This is a genomic window from Kaistia sp. 32K (assembly GCF_016629525.1).
In the GTDB taxonomy this organism is placed as follows: domain Bacteria; phylum Pseudomonadota; class Alphaproteobacteria; order Rhizobiales; family Kaistiaceae; genus Kaistia.
In genome coordinates this window covers 1703265-1720785 of record NZ_AP024269.1, presented here as the reverse complement: position 1 = coordinate 1720785, position 17521 = coordinate 1703265, and the positions used below count along the sequence as shown (strand labels likewise).

The following is a 17521-nucleotide window of genomic DNA, read 5'->3' as shown; positions in this document are numbered from 1 at the left end:
AGCGCACGTTTTGAGAACGTGTTCTTTGTTGCTGCGAGTCTCCATGTTGCTGCGGTCCCTCTTCCTCGCGTTCGCTCTCCCGATTGCAGCCGCGCGGGCAGCGACCCCGGCGATTCAGGCCGAGCCGCCGCAGGAGATCAACGACGCCCATCTGGCGGAGGTCGTCGACTTCGTCGTCGGCAACGCGGTCTACGCGCTCTATCACCAGGCCGGCCACATGATGATGCAGCGCTATGGCGTCCAGCAGGATGGCGGCGAGCAGGCGGCTGACGATTTCGCCGCCGTGATTCTGTTGGAACCGCGCACCGGCGCCGGCGACCAGACCCTGGTCGACGCCGTCGACAGCTGGATGCTCTCCAGCCACGTGACCGCTTCGGCCCAGCCCGATGTCGCCGGCCTGCCGGATCGCCATTCGCTCGATGCCGAGCGGGCGAACGGCATCGTCTGCGACATGGTCGGCGCCGACAGCAAGGACTTTGCCGACGTGGCGGACGCCGCGTCGCTGACGCCCGCCGCTCGCGCCGAATGCGCCGCGACCTACCAGCGCAAGCGCGCGCTCTGGGCGGAGGGGCTTAAGCCGCTCGCCCGTTCGGCCGGCCAGCCGCAATCGACCATCGCCGTGTTCTATGACGAGCCGGCCGGCGGCGAGATCGCCGAGCGGACCATCCTGCAGGACAATCGCGTGCTGGAGGAAGTGGCGACACGGCTGGCGCACGACTTCTCCCTCTCCCCGGCCCCGACGATCCGCGCCAAGAGCTGCGGGACGGTGACGTCGAGCTACGATCCGGCGCTGAACGAAATCGTCCTTTGCTACGAGCTGTCGAGCTACCACGCCGAGCTGATCGTCCGCGACATCGCCGGCCGCTAGCGGTTCGCACGCGTTTGGCAACGAGGCAGCGCTTGCGTCCGGCGCCAAGGCACGGCACATAGCCGGCCATGCTGCACGTCAATGAAGTCACCTATCGCATCGCCGGCCGTACGCTCCTCGAGGGGGCGACCATTGCCCTGCCCGACGGAGTCAAGGCCGGCTTCGTCGGCCGCAACGGCACCGGCAAGACGACGCTGTTCAAGCTAGTCACCGGCGACATCGCGCCGGAGAGCGGCTCCATCGGCTTGCCGCGCGGCGTTCGCATCGGCCAGGTCGCGCAGGAAGCGCCGGGCACCGAGCAATCGCTGATCGATTTCGTTCTTGCCGCCGACACGGAGCGCGCGGCGCTGCTCCACGAGGCGGAGCACGCCACCGACCCGCATCGCATCGCCGAGATCCAGATCCGCCTGACCGACATCGGCTCCCATGCCGCCGAGGCGCGGGCCGGCACCATCCTCGCCGGCCTCGGCTTCGACGCCGAGGCGCAGCTTCGCCCCTGCTCCGCCTTTTCCGGCGGCTGGCGCATGCGCGTGGCGCTTGCCGCCGTGCTGTTCGCCGAGCCCGACTTGCTGCTTCTTGACGAGCCGACCAACTATCTCGACCTCGAAGGCACGATGTGGCTCGAGAACTACGTGGCGCGCTATCCGCACACCGTGTTCCTGATCAGCCACGACCGCGACCTCCTGAACCGCGCCGTCGACCTGATCGTGCATCTCGACCAGGGCAAGCTGACGATCTATCGCGGCGGCTATGACAGTTTCGACCGCCAGCGCCGCGAGAAGCAGGCGCTGCAGCTGAAATTGAAGAAGAAGCAGGACGATCAGCGCAAGCACCTGCAGGCCTTCGTCGACCGCTTCAAGGCCAAGGCGTCCAAGGCCCGCCAGGCGCAGTCGCGCATGAAGGCGCTGGAGAAAATGCAGCCGATCGCCGGCATCGTCGACAGCGACGTGACGCCGTTCTACTTCCCGCCGCCGGCCAAGATCCTGGCGCCGCCGATCATCGCGCTCGACAACGCCTCCGTCGGCTACGAGGAAGGCAAGCCGATCCTGCGCAAGCTCGACATCCGCATCGACGTCGAGGATCGCATCGGCCTGCTCGGCGCGAACGGCAACGGCAAGTCGACCTTCGCCAAGCTGCTCGCCGGCCGCCTGCCCAACCTCACCGGCGCGATGCGGCGCGCCGACAAGCTCGACATCGCCTTCTTCGCCCAGCACCAGCTCGACGATCTGCGCCCGGCCGAAACCGCCGTGCAGCACATCCGCATGCTGATGCCGGACGCGACCGAAGCGCAGGTTCGCGCCCGCGTCGGCGCCATGGGCTTTCCGACCGCCAAGATGGATACGCCGGCGCGCGAGCTTTCGGGCGGCGAGCGGGCGCGCCTGCTGCTCGGCATCGCCACCTTCCGCGGCGCCAACTTGCTGATCCTCGACGAGCCGACGAACCATCTCGACATCGACAGCCGCGAGGCGCTCGTGCAGGCGCTGAACGACTATCCGGGCGCTGTCATCCTGATCAGCCACGATCGCCACCTGATCGAGGCCTCGGTCGACCGGCTGCTGCTGGTCGCCGACGGCACGGTGTCGAATTTCGACGGCGACATGGACGATTATCGCAAGCTGATCGTGAAGGGCCCCGACACCTCCAACGGCAAATCGGACGGCGATGCGACGGCCAAGAGTTCGGCCCAGGATCGCCGCCGCGAATCCGCCGCCAAGCGTTCCGAGCTGGCGCCGCTCCGGAAAAAGATCAAGGAAACCGAGTCCTTGATGGAGAAGCTTCAGAAAGAGATTCAGAAGCTCGACACCGCGCTCGCCGATGTGGAGCTCTACGTCAGGGATCCGGCCAAGGCGACGACGCTGGCCAAGCAGCGCTCGGACGCGGTCAAGTCGCTAGGCGAACGGGAAGAAAGCTGGCTGGAGATGTCGGCGGAATATGAAGAGGCCGTCGGGGCGGACTGACGCCCTCACCTCTCGCCTCGTGGGTGAGTTGAACTCCGCCCTTTCCCCACCCTCCGTCGTCATCCCTGCGAAAGCAGGGATCCATGCATCCGAGCGCTCGGGAGGTTCGCGCGTCAGCCAACCCGGCGGGAGTGGATCCCGGCTCGGAGGCCGGGATGACGGCGAGCGCGTTGCTGGCGGCAGCGCTCCAGCGTCGAAGGCTGCCTTCCTCACCTCTCCCTCAGGGTGAGGCGATCTCCGCCCTTTCCCCACCCTCCGTCGTCATCCCTGCGAAAGCAGGGATCCATGCATCCGAGGGCTCGGGAGGTTCGCGCGCAGCCAACCCGGCGGGAATGGATCCCGGCTCGGAGGCCGGGATGACGGCGAGCGTGTTGACGGCGGCAGCGCTCCAGCGGCGAAGGCTGCCTTCCTCACCTCACCCTAGGGCCGAGGTGAAAACCGCGCCGTGCGCCTCGTGGAGCGCAGCAGCGCCCTCACGCCTTCTTCTGCCAGCGGCCCTGTTCGGATTGCTGCCAGTAGGTCGCGTCATGGCCCTCGGCCTTGACGCGCTTCCAGGAGGCGCGCGCGCCGTCCAGCGCCTCGGGATCGTTGCCGTCGAACATCAGCACGACGCGGACATAGCCGCTGAGGTCGCCCGCCTGCGCGCCGGCGACGAGAAAGCGGACATTGGCGCCGTTCGGATTGTCCTGCTCCGGCGTGATCAGGATCGGGTGCTGCGCCGCGTCCGGATCGCGCCAGAGGCCATGCGGCAGGAACGTCTCCTCGCCATAGGTCCAGAGCAGCGCGTCGAGCGCCTCGCAGCGCTCCGCCGCGCCCGCCTCGACGACGACGCGCCATCCCCTTTCGAGGGACTTCTCCAGCAGACCCGGCAGCAGCGCCTCGAGCGGTTGCTGCTGCAGATGATAGAACAGGACCTCAGCCATCACGCCTTCTCACGCGGCGCCGGGCGCTCCGAGTCATTCGAAGCGTCCGACGTCGCCCGCCTTGTAGCAGCTCAGCCCTCGTAATTGTCGGCGACGAGGCGATCGAGGATGCGCACACCCCAGCCCGAGGCCCAGGAACGGTTGATCTCGGTCTGCGGCGAACCCATCGCCGTGCCGGCAATGTCGAGATGCGCCCAGGCGACGTCGTCCTCGACGAAGCGCTTCAGGAACTGCGCCGCCGTGATCGAGCCGCCATAGCGGCCGCCGGTGTTCTTGATGTCGGCGAACTTCGATTCGATCAGCTTGTCGTAGGCCGGGCCGAGCGGCATGCGCCACACCTTCTCGCCCGTCGCCTCGCCCGCCTTCGAGAGCGCGTTCGCCAGCGCGTCGTCAGTCGCGAACATGCCGGCATGGTCCGTGCCGAGCGCCACCATGATGGCGCCGGTCAGCGTCGCCAGGTCGACGATCACCTTCGGCTCGTAGGTCTTCTGCGCGTACCAGAGCGCGTCGGCCAGCACGAGGCGGCCCTCGGCGTCGGTGTTGATGATCTCGATCGTCACGCCGGACGCCGCCTCGACGATGTCGCCGGGACGCTGGGCGTTGCCGTCCGGCATGTTCTCGACCAGGCCGATGATGCCGACGACGTTCGCCTTCGCCTTGCGCGAGGCGAGCGCATGCAGGAGGCCGACCACGGCGGCGGCGCCGCCCATGTCGCCCTTCATGTCCTCCATGCCGCCGGCCGGCTTGATCGAGATGCCGCCCGTGTCGAAGACGACGCCCTTGCCGACGAAGGCGACGGGCTTGTCCTTCGACTTCGTTCCGTTCCAGTGCATGGCGACGAGGCGCGGCGGCCGGACGGAGCCCTGCGCGACGCCGAGCAGCGCCCGCATGCCGAGCTTCTTCATCTGCTTTTCGGTCAGCGTCTCGATGGTGACGCCGAGCGACGCCAGCTCGGCCGCCTTCTCGGCGAACTCGACCGGGCCGAGGATGTTGGCGGGCTCATTGACCAGCTCGCGCGCGAGGATGGCGCCCTCGGCGACCGCCGAACGGGAGACCCAGGCCTTCTTCGCCTTGCCGGCCTCGGCGGCGACGATATCGAGCGTCACCGGCCCCTTGGCCGCCTTGCCATTGTCGCCATCCTTGCCGTCTTTTCCGCCTTTCCCGTTCTTGGCCTTGCTCTTGTAGCGGTCGAACGAATAGGCGCGCAGCACCGCGCCGAGCGCGATATCCGCCAGCTGGTCGCCGGAGATCACGACCCCGTCCGGCCGCTCGGCGAACAGCGTCGCCGTCTCGCCCTTGCGCAGCGCGCCGAGAACGACGCCGCCGAGCCGCGACCAGTCGCCTTCCACAAGTTCTTCAGCCTTGCCGAGCCCGACGACGACGAGCCGGTCAAAGGCGAGATTCGCCGGCGCCAGCAGGTCGAGGACCGCCAGCGACTTGCCCTTGTAGTCCGCCGTCGCTGCGGCTTTTTGGAGCAGCTCGGCGATGCCGAGGCCCTGCGCCGCGGCGCCGAGCGCCAGGGTTTCGTCGGTCAGGACGATCACCGTCCCCGTCTCGTTCGTCGTCGACTTGTGGAAGGAAACGGCAGGACTTTGGGTCATTTGGGCTCGCTGGGACATGAGCGGCAGGCGCCGATCGGCGCTGTCTGGGACAGGAGGTGCGTGGGTTCCGCCACACCCTTGAACGATCAATCTGTCCTGCGACGGTCGTCTCTGGCAAGTGGCGCGGCTTCACGATAGACGTTTACCGTTCGTTAAGACTGTTTTTTCGCGTTTGATTCACCCAATTAGTCCACCCATGGAGCTCCCGATCGTCGGGGCCCGTAGGAGGTTCGATCCGCCATCTTGTTACAGCCGAGGGCATGGCTGTCTTTGACACGGGGGGCGTGCAGAGTTCGAGGATCGACAACAACCCCATGAAGCTCATCGAGCGTTACATCTTTAACCGCATGCTGGGAGCGTTTCTGCTCAGCCTCTGCGGCTTGTCCGGTACGGTTTGGCTCAGCCAGGCCTTGCGCGAACTCGACCTGATCACGAGCAAGGGCCAGAACTTCGTCACCTTCTTCCGGGTGTCGAGTCTGATCTTCCCCGGCCTGCTTTTGATCGTCTGCCCCGTCGCGCTGCTGATCGGCGCGATCTACACCTTCAACCAGCTGAACGCCGATTCGGAGCTCGTCGTCATCAATGCGAGCGGCGCCTCGCAGACGCGGCTTCTGAAGCCGGCGCTGGTCATGGGGCTGATCACGGCGATCATCGTCGGATCGATGTCGCTCTATCTGGTGCCGCGCTCGCTGCAGGCGTTCCGCGGCTTGCTGACCGGCATCAACGCCGACCTGATCACCTCCTTCGTCAAGGAAGGCCAGTTCATGGAACTGGGCAACCGGCTGGTGTTCCATGTCCGCGACCGCAAGGCGGACGGCACGCTGGAAGGCATCTTCATCCAGGACGGGCGCCAGGACGACCAGACGTCGATCTACATCGCCAATCGCGGCGTCGTGCTGAAGAACCCGCTCGGCACGTTCCTGATCATGCAGAACGGCACGATCCAGCAGAAGTCGGAAACCAACAACTCGATGTCGATCATCGAGTTCGAATCCTATGCGTTCGACCTGTCGACCTTCGGCAGCAAGACCACCCTGCCCGCCTTTACCGCCGGCGAACGCAGCACCGCCTTCCTGATGTCGCCGGATCCCAACGATCCCGAATATCAGAAGCGGCCCGGCTCCTTCACGTCGGAGCTGCATGACCGATTCTCGGCGCCGCTCTACGCCATCCTCTTCGCCATCCTGCCGGTGGCAGCCCTCGGCCAGGCGCAGACGACTCGCCAGGGGCGCAGCCTCGTCATCCTGGGCACGATCGCCGTCGCGACCGGCGTGCGCATCGGCGGCCTGATTCTGGCCAGCCTCGCCGCCAACGACACGCGCCTGATCCCGGCGCTCTATGCGCTGCCGATCGTCTTCATCCTGCTGTCGCTCGTCGCCGTCTACAGCTCCGTCCGCCTGACCGCTTCCGACAGCATCGCCTCGGCGGTGACGGATCTCGCGCAGCGGATCGCCAATCGCCTGCGGATCGGACCGCGCCCTTCGGCCGGGAGCGGAATGTAAGACATGTTCCGCAATCCTACGCTCAGCTTCTATTTCGCCCGACGCTTCGCCAAGACCGCGCTGATCATCTTCATCGTCGTCTTCGTACTGATGGCCTTCATCGACTATCTCGAGCTGGCGCGGCGCGCCGCCCGGCGCGAGGGCTTCGATGCCTTCCTCTATCTCCTCGTCTCGCTCGCGCGCGTTCCCAACGTCATCGAGCGAGCCCTGCCCTTCACCATCCTGTTCGCCTCAATGGCGAGCTTCGTGATGGCGAATCGGCAGCTCGAGCTGGTGGTGGCGCGCGCGGCCGGCGTCTCGGCCTGGCAGTTCCTGCTGCCGGCCGGCCTGGTCGCTGTGATGATCGGCGTGTTCGCGACCACCGTGTTCAATCCGATATCCACAGAGTTGAAGGAGCGATCGATCCTGCTCGGCAACCAGCTGGCGCAGGAGCGAACGCGAATCGAGGCCTCGAAGCTCGAAGCGAGCAAGACGGCCGAGCCGGAGCCGGAGGCGACGCCGGGATCCGCCGGCGAGGTCGTCCCCTCGGCCGAATCATCCGACTGGCCCGTCTGGATGCGACAGACGGGGCGCGAGGGCTCCTCGATCATCGGCGCGCGGCAGAGCCTCAATCGCGGTCTTTCGCTCGTCGACGCCTCGGCGTTCGTGTTCAAATCGAACGGTTCCCTGGCCCGTCGGATCGATGCATCCACAGCTGATTTCGAGGACGGCGACTGGGTGTTCCGCAACGCTACGATCCTGCAGGCGGGCAGCCGTCCGGAGCCGGTCGCGGAGTTTCGTCTGCCAACCGATCTGAATGCAAATCAGGTCAGCCAGAGGCTGGCGGACCCTGAGACAGTGTCGTTCTGGTCTTTGCCTCAACTTGTTGAAATTTCAAAGAAATCGGCTGTTCCGAGTGACGCGTATGAAATGCAGTTCCAATCCCTGCTGGCGCAGCCGCTGCTGTTCCTCGCCATGGTTTTCGTGGCAGCCACAGTGTCGCTCCGGTTCTCCCGTTCGCGCGATCTCGGGCAGGTGATTTTGACTGGTGTCGCGGTAGGCTTCGTGCTTTATGTGGTCACGGAATTGGCTAGGGGTTTGGGGAGGAGCGGCGTCGTGTCACCGATGATTGCCGCTTGGACTCCCGCTGCCATCGCCATCTTGTTAAGTGTCACAGTGCTTCTTCATCGGGAGGACGGATGATGTTTGTTTCCGCTCCTCTCCCGAGGCACGGTTACGTCGCGCGTTTGGCGCGTAGGCTTGGCATTTTCGTCATCGCGGCGACGCTTGGCCTCGGAACCGCCCTCCCCGACACGGCGCTGGCGCAATCGAACCCCGGCACGCTCGGCTTCGGTCTCGACACGCTGCCCAAGCCGTCCGGCAGCGGGCAGATGGTGCTCGAGTCCGATCAGCTCGTCTATGATTACGACCAGTCGGCGGTTTCGGCCGTCGGCGGGGTCAAGATCTATTACGACGGCTACACGCTCGAAGCCGACCGCGTCACCTACGACCAGAAGAACAAAAAGATGCGCGCCGAAGGGCGCGTGAAGATCGTCGACCGCACCGGCGCCACCGTGACCGCGGACACGATCGACATCACCGACGATTTCGCCACCGGCTTCGTCAATGCGCTGCGGCTCGACACGCCGACCCAGACGCATTTCGCGGCCGAGAAGGCGCTTCGCGACCAGGGCAAGACGACCACCTTCTATCGCGGCGTTTACACCGCCTGCGAACCCTGCCGCGAGAAGCCCCAAAAGGCGCCGATCTGGCAGGTGAAGGCCGCCCGGATCATCGTCGATCACAACGAGCACATGGTCTATTTCAAGCGCGCCTCGCTTGAATTCCTGGGTATGCCGATCGCCTATTTCCCGGCCTTCTCGGCGCCCGATCCGACCGTCAAGCGCAAGAGCGGCTTCCTGTTCCCGTCCGCCGGCTACAAGAAGACGCTCGGCGCCTTCCTGCAGACGCCGTATTTCTGGGCGCTGGCGCCGAACTACGACCTGACGCTGGCTCCGGCCGTCTACACCAATCAGGGCTTCCTGCTGGACGTCGAATGGCGCCATCGGCTGGAGTATGGCCAGTACTCGTTGCGCATGGCCGGCATCAACCAGCTGAACCCGGACGACTTCATCGACGAGGGCACCCGCAATTCGGGCGTCAAGGACTGGCGCGGCGGCGTGAAGACCGCGGGCGAGTTCTACCTGAACCGCTACTGGACGGTCGGCTGGGACGCGACGTTCCTGAGCGACCGTACGTTCAGCCGCGACTACAGCCTGCTCTCGCCCAACACCGACATCAATGTCTCGACCGTCCACCTGACGGGCATCAGCGAGCGCAACTATTTCAATGCGAGCGCGCTCTATTTCCAGGTGCTGACGAACGACTCGGACATCAAGTACGACCAGGGCCGCCAGGCCGTCGTCCATCCGGTCATCGACCACAGCTACATCTTCGACGACTCGGTCCTCGGCGGCCAACTGTCGCTCAAGTCGAACCTGACCAGCCTGTCGCGCGACGAGACGGACATCGTCAACGACCAGGGCAACGGCATCACGGTCGCGCAGGGCGTCACCAACGGCGTGCTCGACAGCAACGCGCACATCCTGGGCCTGTCGGGCAATTACAATCGCCTGAGCAGCCAGGCGACGTGGCAGCGCACGATGATCGGCCCGCTGGGCATGGTCTTCAAGCCGTTCGGCTATCTGCGCGGCGACGCGATCTACGCCAACCAGGACGACATCATCAACGGCCTGAACGACCAGGGCTCGTTCTTCCGCGGCATGCCCGCCGTCGGCATGGAATGGCGCTGGCCGATCATGGCCGCTGGCCTCTCCTCCAGCTTCCTGTTCGAGCCGGTCGCGCAGATGATCGTGCGTCCGAATGAGCCGATGGCCGGCAGGCTGCCGAATGAAGACGCGCAGAGCCTCGTCTTCGACGATTCGAGCCTGTTCGACTGGGACAAGTTCTCCGGCTACGACCGCATCGAAGGCGGCACCCGCGTCAATGTGGGCTTCCGCTACCTCGCCAATGTCGGCTCCGTCGCCACGGTGCAGGGCGTCATCGGCCAGTCCTACCAGGTGGCGGGCCTCAACTCCTTCGCCGTCGAGGATCTGACCGCGACGGGCGCCGTCTCTGGCCTCGAGACCAACGTCTCCGACGTCGTCGCCGGCGTCACGCTCGACACGGGCTATGGCTACTTCCTGACGGCCCGGGGCCGCTTCGACGAAGCCAACCTCGACGTCAACCGCGCCGAGGTCACCGCGACCGGCAAGTTTGGCGACGTGACCGCGTCGGCATCCTACCTGTTCTTGCGCGAGCAGCCGGCGATCGGCAACGACGCCCGCACCGACACGATCAGCGCGCGTGCCTCGTGGCAGATGACGGAGACGTGGCGCCTGTTCGGTTCGGTCGCCTGGGACATCGAGAACACCCAGCTTGCGTCCAGCGGCATCGGCATCGCCTATGACGACGAGTGCACGACCTTCTCGATCGCCTACAGCGAGATCCGCGACGACTACACGGATCTGCAGACCTCGAAGCAGCTGATGGTTCGGCTCGAACTCCGGACGCTCGGCGGCACGAAGCTGCGCAGCAATGTCGGCGAACTGTCGAGCAGCAGCAATTGATCTTCATCCTTTCGCCGGATTTGCAGGGTCTACCCGTTCGAAACACACGCCGTCGTGGCGGCAGGTCGGTTCGGTGCGCCGAGACGCCGGCAACTCGCCGCATCTGACAGGATTCGGATCCATCGCCATGCGTATTCGCCTGAAGTCACTCTGCCTTCCCGCTCTCGCCATCGGCCTCTGCCTCGGCAGCGTCGGCGTTCCGGCGAGCGCCTTCGCCCAGTCGACGGTCCGCGCGACCGTCAACGACCAGGCGATCACGTCCTATGACGTTTCGCAGCGCGTGAAACTGATGACGCTCTTCCACCAGGCCACCGGTGACAAGAAGGCGCTGGAGGAGCTGATCGACGAATCGCTGCTGGACCAGGTCGCGAAGCGTCGCAACATGGGCCCGACTGACGCCATGGTTGAGGAGCGCTTCAACGGCATCGCCAAGCAGGTCAAGCTGCCGCCGGCGCAGTTCGTCAAGGCGCTCGGCTCGCAGGGCGTGCAGGCCGATTCGCTCCGCCGCTTCCTGCGTGCGCAGATTACCGGCGCCATGGTGATCCAGGCTCGCGCCCGCAGCACCAAGGTCAGCGAGGCCGACGTGCAGGCGCAGATCGAGAAGGAAGGCATCCAGACCGAGACGGCGACGATTCGCGAGTTCAAGCTCCAGCAGATCGTCTTCGTCGTGCCGAAGGGCTCCTCGCCCGGTCTGGTCGGCCAGCGCCAGCGCGAGGCGGAATCCTTCCGCTCCCGCTTCAGCGGCTGCGGCAACAGCCTGGCCCAGGCCAAGGCGCTGAAGGGCGTCGTCGTGCTCGACATGGGCCGCCGCGACACCACGCAGGTCCAGGGCGCGGCTGGCGAAGCGCTGAAGACGACGCCAGTCGGCGGCACGCTGAAGCCGGAAGTGACGGAGCGCGGCGTCGAGATCATCGCCGTCTGCGAAGCCAAGGACATCCGCAGCACCGCCGGCGTTCGTGCCGAGATCGAAGAGAAGCTCGCCAGCGAGCAGAACAAGAATCTCGGCAAGGAGTTCGTCGCCGAGCTCCGCAAGAACGCCAAGATTTCCTATAAGTAACGCATGATGGCGGAGCTCGAGCCCTTCAGGCCGCTGGCGCTGACAATGGGAGAGCCGGCCGGTATCGGGCCGGACGTGACGCTCGCCGTCTGGCGCGAGCGGCGCGAACGCAAGCTGCCGGCCTTCTACGTGCTGGCGGATCCGGAAGCGCTCCGCACCCGTGCCGCCCTGCTCGGGCTCGACATCCCGATCGAGACGATCCACGCCTCGGAGGCGGTCGACGCCTTCGACCGGTTCCTGCCGGTGGTGCCGCTCGAATCGGCGTCCCAGGCTTCGCCCGGCCAGCCGGATCCGGCGGCGGCGCGCGGCGTCATCGAGGCGATCGCGCGCGGCGTCGGCGACGTGCGAGCGGGACTTGCCTCGGCGCTCGTCACCAATCCGATCAACAAGAAGGCGCTGTTCGACGCCGGCTTCCAGCATCCCGGCCATACCGAGTTCCTCGGCATGCTGTCCGCCGCCTGGAGCGGCTCGCCGGCCCATCCGGTGATGATGCTCGCCGGCCCCGGGCTGCGCGCGGTTCCCGCCACCATCCATGTGCCGATCTCAGCGGTTCCCGAACTGCTGACCGAGCAGATGCTGATCCGCACCGGCCGCACCATCGACCACGACATGCGCCGGCGCTTCGGCATGCCGAACCCGCGCATCGCCGTCGCAGGCCTCAATCCGCACGCGGGCGAAGGCGGCGTGATGGGCACCGAGGACGACGCCGTCATCCGCCCGGCCGTCGCGGCGCTGCGCGACGAGGGCATCAACGCCTTCGGGCCGCTTGCTCCCGACACGATGTTCCATGCCGAGGCGCGCGCCCGCTATGACGTCGCGCTCTGCATGTATCACGACCAGGCGCTGATCCCGACCAAGACGATCGCCTTCTCCGAGACGGTCAACGTCACGCTGGGCCTCCCCTTCGTGCGCACCTCGCCGGACCACGGCACCGCCTTCGACATCGCCGGTACGGGCAAGGCGGATATCTCCAGCCTCGCCGCCGCGCTTCGGCTCGCCGACGAGCTGGCCCGCCACGAGGCGGAATACCGCCAGCGCGAGCTCGCTACGTGACGGCCCAGGACGGGCTTCCGCCGCTTCGCGACGTCATCGCCACCCACGGCCTGCAGGCCATGAAGGCGCTCGGCCAGAACTTCCTGCTCGACCTGAACCTGACCGGCCGCATCGCGCGCGCCGCCGGGCCGCTCGAAGACGTCACGGTGATCGAGGTCGGCCCCGGCCCCGGCGGCCTGACCCGGGCGCTGCTCGCCGAGGGCGCCAAGAAGGTCGTCGCCATCGAGCGCGACCGCCGCTGCCTCGATGCGCTCGCCGAGATCGCCGCGCACTATCCGGGCCGCCTCGAGGTAATCGAGGGCGACGCGATGCAGGTCGACATGTCGAAGCTGGCGACGGGGCGGGTGCGGATCGCCGCCAACCTCCCCTACAACATCGCGACGCCGCTGCTGCTCGGCTGGCTGCAGAGCGAGCCCTGGCCGCCCTTCTACGAGAAGATGACGCTGATGTTCCAGCGCGAGGTGGCCGAGCGGATCGTCGCCACCAATGCGGACGACGCCTATGGCCGGCTTGGCGTGATGTGCGGCTGGCGCAGCGAGGCGCGCATCCTGTTCGATATCTCGCCCAAGGCGTTCACGCCGCCGCCGAAGGTGGTGTCTTCAGTCGTGGAACTCGTGCCGCGCCAGACGCCCCTCGCCTGCGAGCGCGCCAAGTTGGAGCGCGTCACGGCCGCCGCCTTCGGCCAGCGCCGCAAGATGCTGCGCCAGAGCCTGAAGAGCCTCGGCACCGACCCGCTGCCGCTGCTCGCGGCCGCCGGCATCGTCGAGACGGCCCGCGCCGAAGAGATCGACGTCGCCCGCTTCGTCCGGCTGGCCAACGCGCTGCCGTAGACCACACGCCATCAGCCCCCTCGCCCGCTTGCGGGAGAGGGTTGGGGTGAGGGTTTCTTCCGTTCGGTTGGTCACGAGGCAGCTAAAGCAAGCCCCTCACCCAACCCTCTCCCGCAGGCGGGAGAGGGCCAAGGCACACCTCACTCCTGCTGCAGCAAATCCTCGACGAAGCCTTCGAGCCAGGTCGTGCGGGCGCGGCGCATGCGCTCGGCATAGAGGATGGCCTGCGCCTTCTCGAGTGAGGACTGCAGATCCTTGTTGATCAGGACATAGTCGTAGTCGCGCCAGTGCAGGATCTCGGAGCGCGCATTGGCGAGGCGCTTGGCGATGACGTCGGGCGCGTCCTCGGCCCGGCGCACGAGGCGCGACGCCAGCTCGGTCATGGACGGCGGCAGCACGAAGATGCGCACGAGATCCTCGGGCATCGCCTTGGCGACCTGGTCGGCGCCCTGCCAGTCGATGTCGAACAGCACGTCCTTGCCGGAGGTCAGCCAGTCCTCGACCGGCGCGCGCGGCGTGCCGTAGCAATTGCCGTGCACCTCGGCCCATTCCAGCAGTTCGCCGGTATCGCGCAGCTTGTTGAAGGTCGGCTGGTCGATGAAATGGTAGTGGACGCCGTCGATCTCGCTCGGGCGGCGAGCGCGCGTCGTCACCGACACGGAGAGGACGATATCCTTGTCCTCCGCCATCAGATGACGGGCGATGGTCGACTTGCCCGCGCCCGACGGCGAGGACAGAACCAGCATCAGGCCACGCCGCGAGGGTGAATTTCCGGCAACCGACATTCGGGACTTCCTATTCGAGATTCTGGACCTGCTCGCGCAGCTGGTCGACGGCGGCCTTCAGATCGAGGCCGATCGCCGTCAGGGAGCGATCATTCGCCTTGGCGCAGAGCGTGTTGGTTTCGCGATTGAATTCCTGGGCGAGGAAATCGAGCTTGCGGCCGACGGCGCCGCCCTCGGCGAGCAGCGCGCGGGCGGCGGCGACATGCGCCGTCAGCCGGTCGAGCTCCTCGCGAATATCGGCCTTGGTCGCCAGCAGCACGGCTTCCTGGTGCAGCCGGTCGGGGTCGAGCGAATTCGACGCCTCGAGCAGGGCCGCGACCTGTTCGGCGAGTCGCTTCTTGATCGCCTCGGTCGTGCGCGCCGGCGCCGTCTCGGCGGCGTTCTTCAGGCGCTCGATCTCGTCCATGCGCGCGGAGAGAATGGCGCCGATCGCCGCGCCCTCGCGATCGCGCACCGTCACCAGCTCGGCGAGCGCCGTATCGAGATCGGCCAGCAGGTCGGCGGTAAGGGCCGCGGCGGCGTCCGGATCGTCCTCGGCCTCGACGGTCTCCAGCACGCCACGGATCGACAGCAAGCCATCCAATGTCGGCGGCGCGGCATCGACCTGCGCGCCGACCCGGCGGACGAGATCCAGCACCTGCTCGAGCAGCGCCTCGTTAACGCGCAGCGCCGAGGCGCTCGTCTCGCGCTGCAGGCTGAGGCCGATCTGGAGGCTGCCGCGCTGCGCGGCCTTGCCGACGCGCTCGCGGACCGGCTGATCGAGATGGTCGAAGCCGGGCGGCAGGCGCAGGCGGATGTCGAGCCCCTTGCCGTTGACGCTGCGGAGCTCCCACGTCCAGCGATAGCCCCGTCCCGCGCCCGCGGCCCGGGCAAAGCCGGTCATGCTCGTCAATGCCATGAAGTTTCCCCGGCCTTGGTCTATCAGGGCTGGCCCGCCCGCTCGAAGCGGGACAGTAATCCGCGTGCCAGGACCGCTCAAGGGCAAGGCGGCGGATATCCGTCGATCCAATCCCGAGACTGTCTTGAATCTCGGCTAATATCCGGACGAACCGGGCCGTTCGGCTCCACCACCGCCAGACCCAGGCCGCCGCGCCTGCCGGGGATACCCATGCAATCGATTCTGAAGCTCTCCCTCATCTCCCGCTACAGCGCCTTCGCGCTCTGCATCCTGGCCGCGCTGCTCATGCCGCTGATCCCGATGGACCGGACGCTGAGCCTCCTGCTGACGATGATCTTCGCGGCCCTGAGCGTGCTCGGCGTCTGGGACCTCGTCCAGCAGCGCCATGCGATCACGCGCAACTATCCGGTGATCGGCCACATGCGCTTCCTGGTCGAATCCGTGCGGCCGGAACTCCGGCAATATCTGTTCGAATCCGATTCCGACAAGCTGCCCTTCTCCCGGGCCGAGCGTTCGCTGGTCTATCAGCGCGCCAAGAACGAGCCGGATCAGCGCCCCTTCGGCACGCTGCTCGACACTTATGCCAACGGCTACGAGTTCATCGGCCATTCGATGCGGCCGGCGCCGCTGCAGGATCCCGAGAGCTTCCGCATCACCATCGGCAACGAGCAGTGCGCCAAGCCCTATTCCGGCTCCGTGCTGAACGTCTCGGCGATGAGCTTCGGCGCCCTTTCCAGCCACGCCATCATGGCGCTGAACCGGGGCGCCAAGCTCGGCGGCTTCGCGCAGGATACCGGCGAAGGCTCGATCAGCCCCTATCACCGCCGCTATGGTGGCGACCTCGTCTGGCAGATCGCCTCCGGCTATTTCGGCTGCCGCAATCCGGACGGCACCTTCTCGCCCGAGAAGTTCGCGATCCAGGCCGCCAGCGACCAGGTCAAGATGATCGAGGTGAAGCTCAGCCAGGGCGCGAAACCCGGTCATGGCGGCATCCTGCCGGCCAACAAGGTCAGCCCGGAGATCGCCGAGACGCGCGGCATTCCCGTCGGCATGGAATGCGTCTCGCCCGCCTCGCATTCCGCCTTTGCGACGCCGACCGAGATGATGCAGTTCGTGGCGCAGCTCCGCCAGCTGTCCGGCGGCAAGCCCGTCGGCTTCAAGCTCGCCATCGGCCAGCCCTGGGAGTTCATGGCGATCGTCAAGGCGATGCTGACGACTGGCATCGCCCCTGATTTCATCGTCATCGACGGCGCCGAAGGCGGCACCGGCGCCGCGCCGGTCGAGCTCACAGACCATGTCGGTGTGCCGATGCGCGAGGCGCTGCTGCTCGTCCACAACACGCTGATCGGCACCGGCCTGCGCTCGAAGATCCGGATCGGCGTCGCCGGCAAGCTCGTCTCCGCCTTCGACATTGCGTCGGTGCTGGCGATCGGCGCGGACTGGGTGAACTCGGCGCGCGGCTTCATGTTCGCCATCGGCTGCATCCAGTCGCAGAGCTGCCATACGAACAAGTGCCCGACCGGTGTCGCGACGCAGGACGCGCTGCGCCAGCGCGCCCTCGTCGTGCCGGACAAGGCGGAGCGGGTAGCGAACTTCCATCGCAATTCCCTGCATGCGCTGGCCGAGTTGCTGGCGACGGCGGGGCTCGAGCACCCGTCAGACCTCAAGCCGCACCACCTGGCGCGGCGCGTCAGCGCCAACGAGATCCGGCTCTATTCGCAGCTCTTCCCCTATCTGGCGCCGGGCGAGCTGCTCGGCGACGACAGCCCGCATCCGTTCTATCGCCAGGCCTGGGCGCTGGCCTCGGCCGAAAGCTTTGCCATCACGGGCGAACTGCGCCGGGCAAGCTGAGGCGGGACAACCTGACCTTGACGGAAGGTGCGTCCTTCCTCCAAAAACCTGGACCGGCCGTCACGGCCGGTTCACGGGGGAACGTCGGCGGATATCTCGCCCCTGCTCCGTGAGCGCAAGGCTCCATGGCGAGCCGGCAGACCTGCCGGCCGCCCTCTCCCGGACAGGAACCCTTTCATGAGCAAACGCCATGCCGGCTCGTGCCTCTGCGGCGAGGTCCGCTTCGAGGTTGACGGCGACTTCCAGAGCTTCTTCCTGTGCCACTGCTCGCGCTGCCGGAAGGACACCGGATCGGCGCACGCCGCGAACCTGTTCTCGACGACGGCGCAGCTCACCTGGCTCTCGGGCGAGCCCAAGGTGCGGACGTTCAGGCTGCCGTCAACGCGGCACCAGAGGAGCTTCTGCTCGGATTGCGGCTCGGCGCTTCCGGGCCTGCAGATGAACGGCGCGTTATTGGCCGTGCCGGCCGGCAGCCTCGACAGCGCGATCGAGATCCGGCCCAACGCGCATATCCTCGTCGCCGACCGCGCCGAATGGGACGACCATCTGGAAGACGTCCCGCGCTGCGACGGCCTGCCCGGCTAACA

At 66.7% G+C, this 17521-nt stretch carries 14 protein-coding genes; 10 read left to right on the top strand and 4 right to left on the bottom strand.

What is annotated here, in order from left to right:
• The first annotated feature begins 43 nt into the window (after positions 1-43).
• Both K32_RS07675 and K32_RS07670 read left to right on the top strand, forming a co-directional pair.
• On the top strand, positions 44-868 hold the full coding sequence (locus tag K32_RS07675; RefSeq protein ID WP_201403453.1) for a DUF4344 domain-containing metallopeptidase: 825 nt from the start codon (positions 44-46) through the stop codon (positions 866-868).
• A gap of 68 nt (positions 869-936) precedes the next feature.
• Entirely contained in the window at positions 937-2826 is a 1890-nt protein-coding gene (locus K32_RS07670) for an ABC-F family ATP-binding cassette domain-containing protein (protein WP_201403452.1), read from the top strand.
• A 473-nt stretch (positions 2827-3299) separates the two neighbouring features.
• Here K32_RS07670 and K32_RS07665 read toward each other — a convergent pair whose 3' ends face one another.
• Both K32_RS07665 and K32_RS07660 read right to left on the bottom strand, forming a co-directional pair.
• A complete protein-coding gene (locus K32_RS07665) occupies positions 3300-3749 on the bottom strand; it encodes a DNA polymerase III subunit chi (RefSeq protein WP_201403451.1) in 450 nt (149 codons plus the stop codon).
• 71 nt (positions 3750-3820) lie between these two features.
• The gene (locus tag K32_RS07660) at positions 3821-5350 is read right to left on the bottom strand and encodes a leucyl aminopeptidase (protein ID WP_201403450.1); all 1530 of its coding nucleotides are present in this window, start codon (positions 5348-5350) and stop codon (positions 3821-3823) included.
• 314 nt (positions 5351-5664) lie between these two features.
• Here K32_RS07660 and lptF point away from each other — a divergent pair, with 314 nt between their 5' ends.
• The 6 genes from lptF (at position 5665) to rsmA (ending at position 13400) form a co-directional block, all read left to right on the top strand.
• Positions 5665-6852 (top strand): LPS export ABC transporter permease LptF, encoded by a 1188-nt coding sequence (lptF, locus tag K32_RS07655; protein WP_201403449.1) that lies wholly within the window; start codon positions 5665-5667, stop codon positions 6850-6852.
• A 3-nt stretch (positions 6853-6855) separates the two neighbouring features.
• Positions 6856-8034, top strand: a complete 1179-nt coding sequence (locus tag K32_RS07650; RefSeq protein WP_201403448.1) for an LptF/LptG family permease — start codon at positions 6856-6858, stop codon at positions 8032-8034.
• A gap of 44 nt (positions 8035-8078) precedes the next feature.
• Positions 8079-10460 carry an LPS-assembly protein LptD gene (locus K32_RS07645; RefSeq protein ID WP_201403447.1) on the top strand — a complete coding sequence of 794 codons (2382 nt, stop codon included), beginning with the start codon at positions 8079-8081 and terminating at the stop codon, positions 10458-10460.
• A gap of 127 nt (positions 10461-10587) precedes the next feature.
• Entirely contained in the window at positions 10588-11517 is a 930-nt protein-coding gene (locus K32_RS07640; protein ID WP_201403446.1) for a SurA N-terminal domain-containing protein, read from the top strand.
• A 6-nt stretch (positions 11518-11523) separates the two neighbouring features.
• Positions 11524-12570, top strand: coding sequence for a 4-hydroxythreonine-4-phosphate dehydrogenase PdxA (pdxA, locus tag K32_RS07635; RefSeq protein ID WP_201404398.1), 1047 nt, complete (start codon positions 11524-11526; stop codon positions 12568-12570).
• Positions 12567-13400 carry a 16S rRNA (adenine(1518)-N(6)/adenine(1519)-N(6))-dimethyltransferase RsmA gene (gene rsmA / locus K32_RS07630; RefSeq protein WP_201403445.1) on the top strand — a complete coding sequence of 278 codons (834 nt, stop codon included), beginning with the start codon at positions 12567-12569 and terminating at the stop codon, positions 13398-13400. Before pdxA ends, rsmA begins: the two co-directional genes overlap by 4 nt.
• 140 nt (positions 13401-13540) lie before the next feature.
• On the opposite strand, the gene gmk is transcribed toward rsmA, so the two are convergent.
• Together gmk and K32_RS07620 are read right to left on the bottom strand one after the other, a co-directional pair.
• A complete protein-coding gene (gene gmk / locus K32_RS07625; protein ID WP_201403444.1) occupies positions 13541-14185 on the bottom strand; it encodes a guanylate kinase in 645 nt (214 codons plus the stop codon).
• Positions 14186-14195: 10 nt separating this feature from the next.
• Complete coding sequence (locus K32_RS07620; RefSeq protein ID WP_201403443.1) at positions 14196-15083, bottom strand: YicC/YloC family endoribonuclease; 888 nt, start codon at positions 15081-15083, stop codon at positions 14196-14198.
• Between the two features lie 210 nt (positions 15084-15293).
• On the opposite strand from K32_RS07620, the gene K32_RS07615 reads away from it, so the two are divergent.
• Both K32_RS07615 and K32_RS07610 read left to right on the top strand, forming a co-directional pair.
• Positions 15294-16934, top strand: coding sequence for an FMN-binding glutamate synthase family protein (locus tag K32_RS07615; RefSeq protein WP_201403442.1), 1641 nt, complete (start codon positions 15294-15296; stop codon positions 16932-16934).
• A 177-nt stretch (positions 16935-17111) separates the two neighbouring features.
• Positions 17112-17519 carry a GFA family protein gene (locus K32_RS07610; RefSeq protein ID WP_201403441.1) on the top strand — a complete coding sequence of 136 codons (408 nt, stop codon included), beginning with the start codon at positions 17112-17114 and terminating at the stop codon, positions 17517-17519.
• The last annotated feature ends 2 nt before the right edge of the window (positions 17520-17521 follow it).

What these genes read in the sequence shown, in the direction of transcription:
- K32_RS07665 (WP_201403451.1), bottom strand. Translation starts at nt 3,749, where the DNA reads ATGGCTGAGGTCCTGTTCTATCATCTGCAGCAGCAACCGCTCGAGGCG.
- K32_RS07675 (WP_201403453.1), top strand. Translation starts at nt 44, where the DNA reads ATGTTGCTGCGGTCCCTCTTCCTCGCGTTCGCTCTCCCGATTGCAGCC.
- K32_RS07620 (WP_201403443.1), bottom strand. Translation starts at nt 15,083, where the DNA reads ATGGCATTGACGAGCATGACCGGCTTTGCCCGGGCCGCGGGCGCGGGA.
- gmk (WP_201403444.1), bottom strand. Translation starts at nt 14,185, where the DNA reads ATGTCGGTTGCCGGAAATTCACCCTCGCGGCGTGGCCTGATGCTGGTT.
- K32_RS07650 (WP_201403448.1), top strand. Translation starts at nt 6,856, where the DNA reads ATGTTCCGCAATCCTACGCTCAGCTTCTATTTCGCCCGACGCTTCGCC.
- K32_RS07640 (WP_201403446.1), top strand. Translation starts at nt 10,588, where the DNA reads ATGCGTATTCGCCTGAAGTCACTCTGCCTTCCCGCTCTCGCCATCGGC.
- lptF (WP_201403449.1), top strand. Translation starts at nt 5,665, where the DNA reads ATGAAGCTCATCGAGCGTTACATCTTTAACCGCATGCTGGGAGCGTTT.
- pdxA (WP_201404398.1), top strand. Translation starts at nt 11,524, where the DNA reads ATGGCGGAGCTCGAGCCCTTCAGGCCGCTGGCGCTGACAATGGGAGAG.
- K32_RS07615 (WP_201403442.1), top strand. Translation starts at nt 15,294, where the DNA reads ATGCAATCGATTCTGAAGCTCTCCCTCATCTCCCGCTACAGCGCCTTC.
- K32_RS07660 (WP_201403450.1), bottom strand. Translation starts at nt 5,350, where the DNA reads ATGACCCAAAGTCCTGCCGTTTCCTTCCACAAGTCGACGACGAACGAG.
- K32_RS07670 (WP_201403452.1), top strand. Translation starts at nt 937, where the DNA reads ATGCTGCACGTCAATGAAGTCACCTATCGCATCGCCGGCCGTACGCTC.
- K32_RS07610 (WP_201403441.1), top strand. Translation starts at nt 17,112, where the DNA reads ATGAGCAAACGCCATGCCGGCTCGTGCCTCTGCGGCGAGGTCCGCTTC.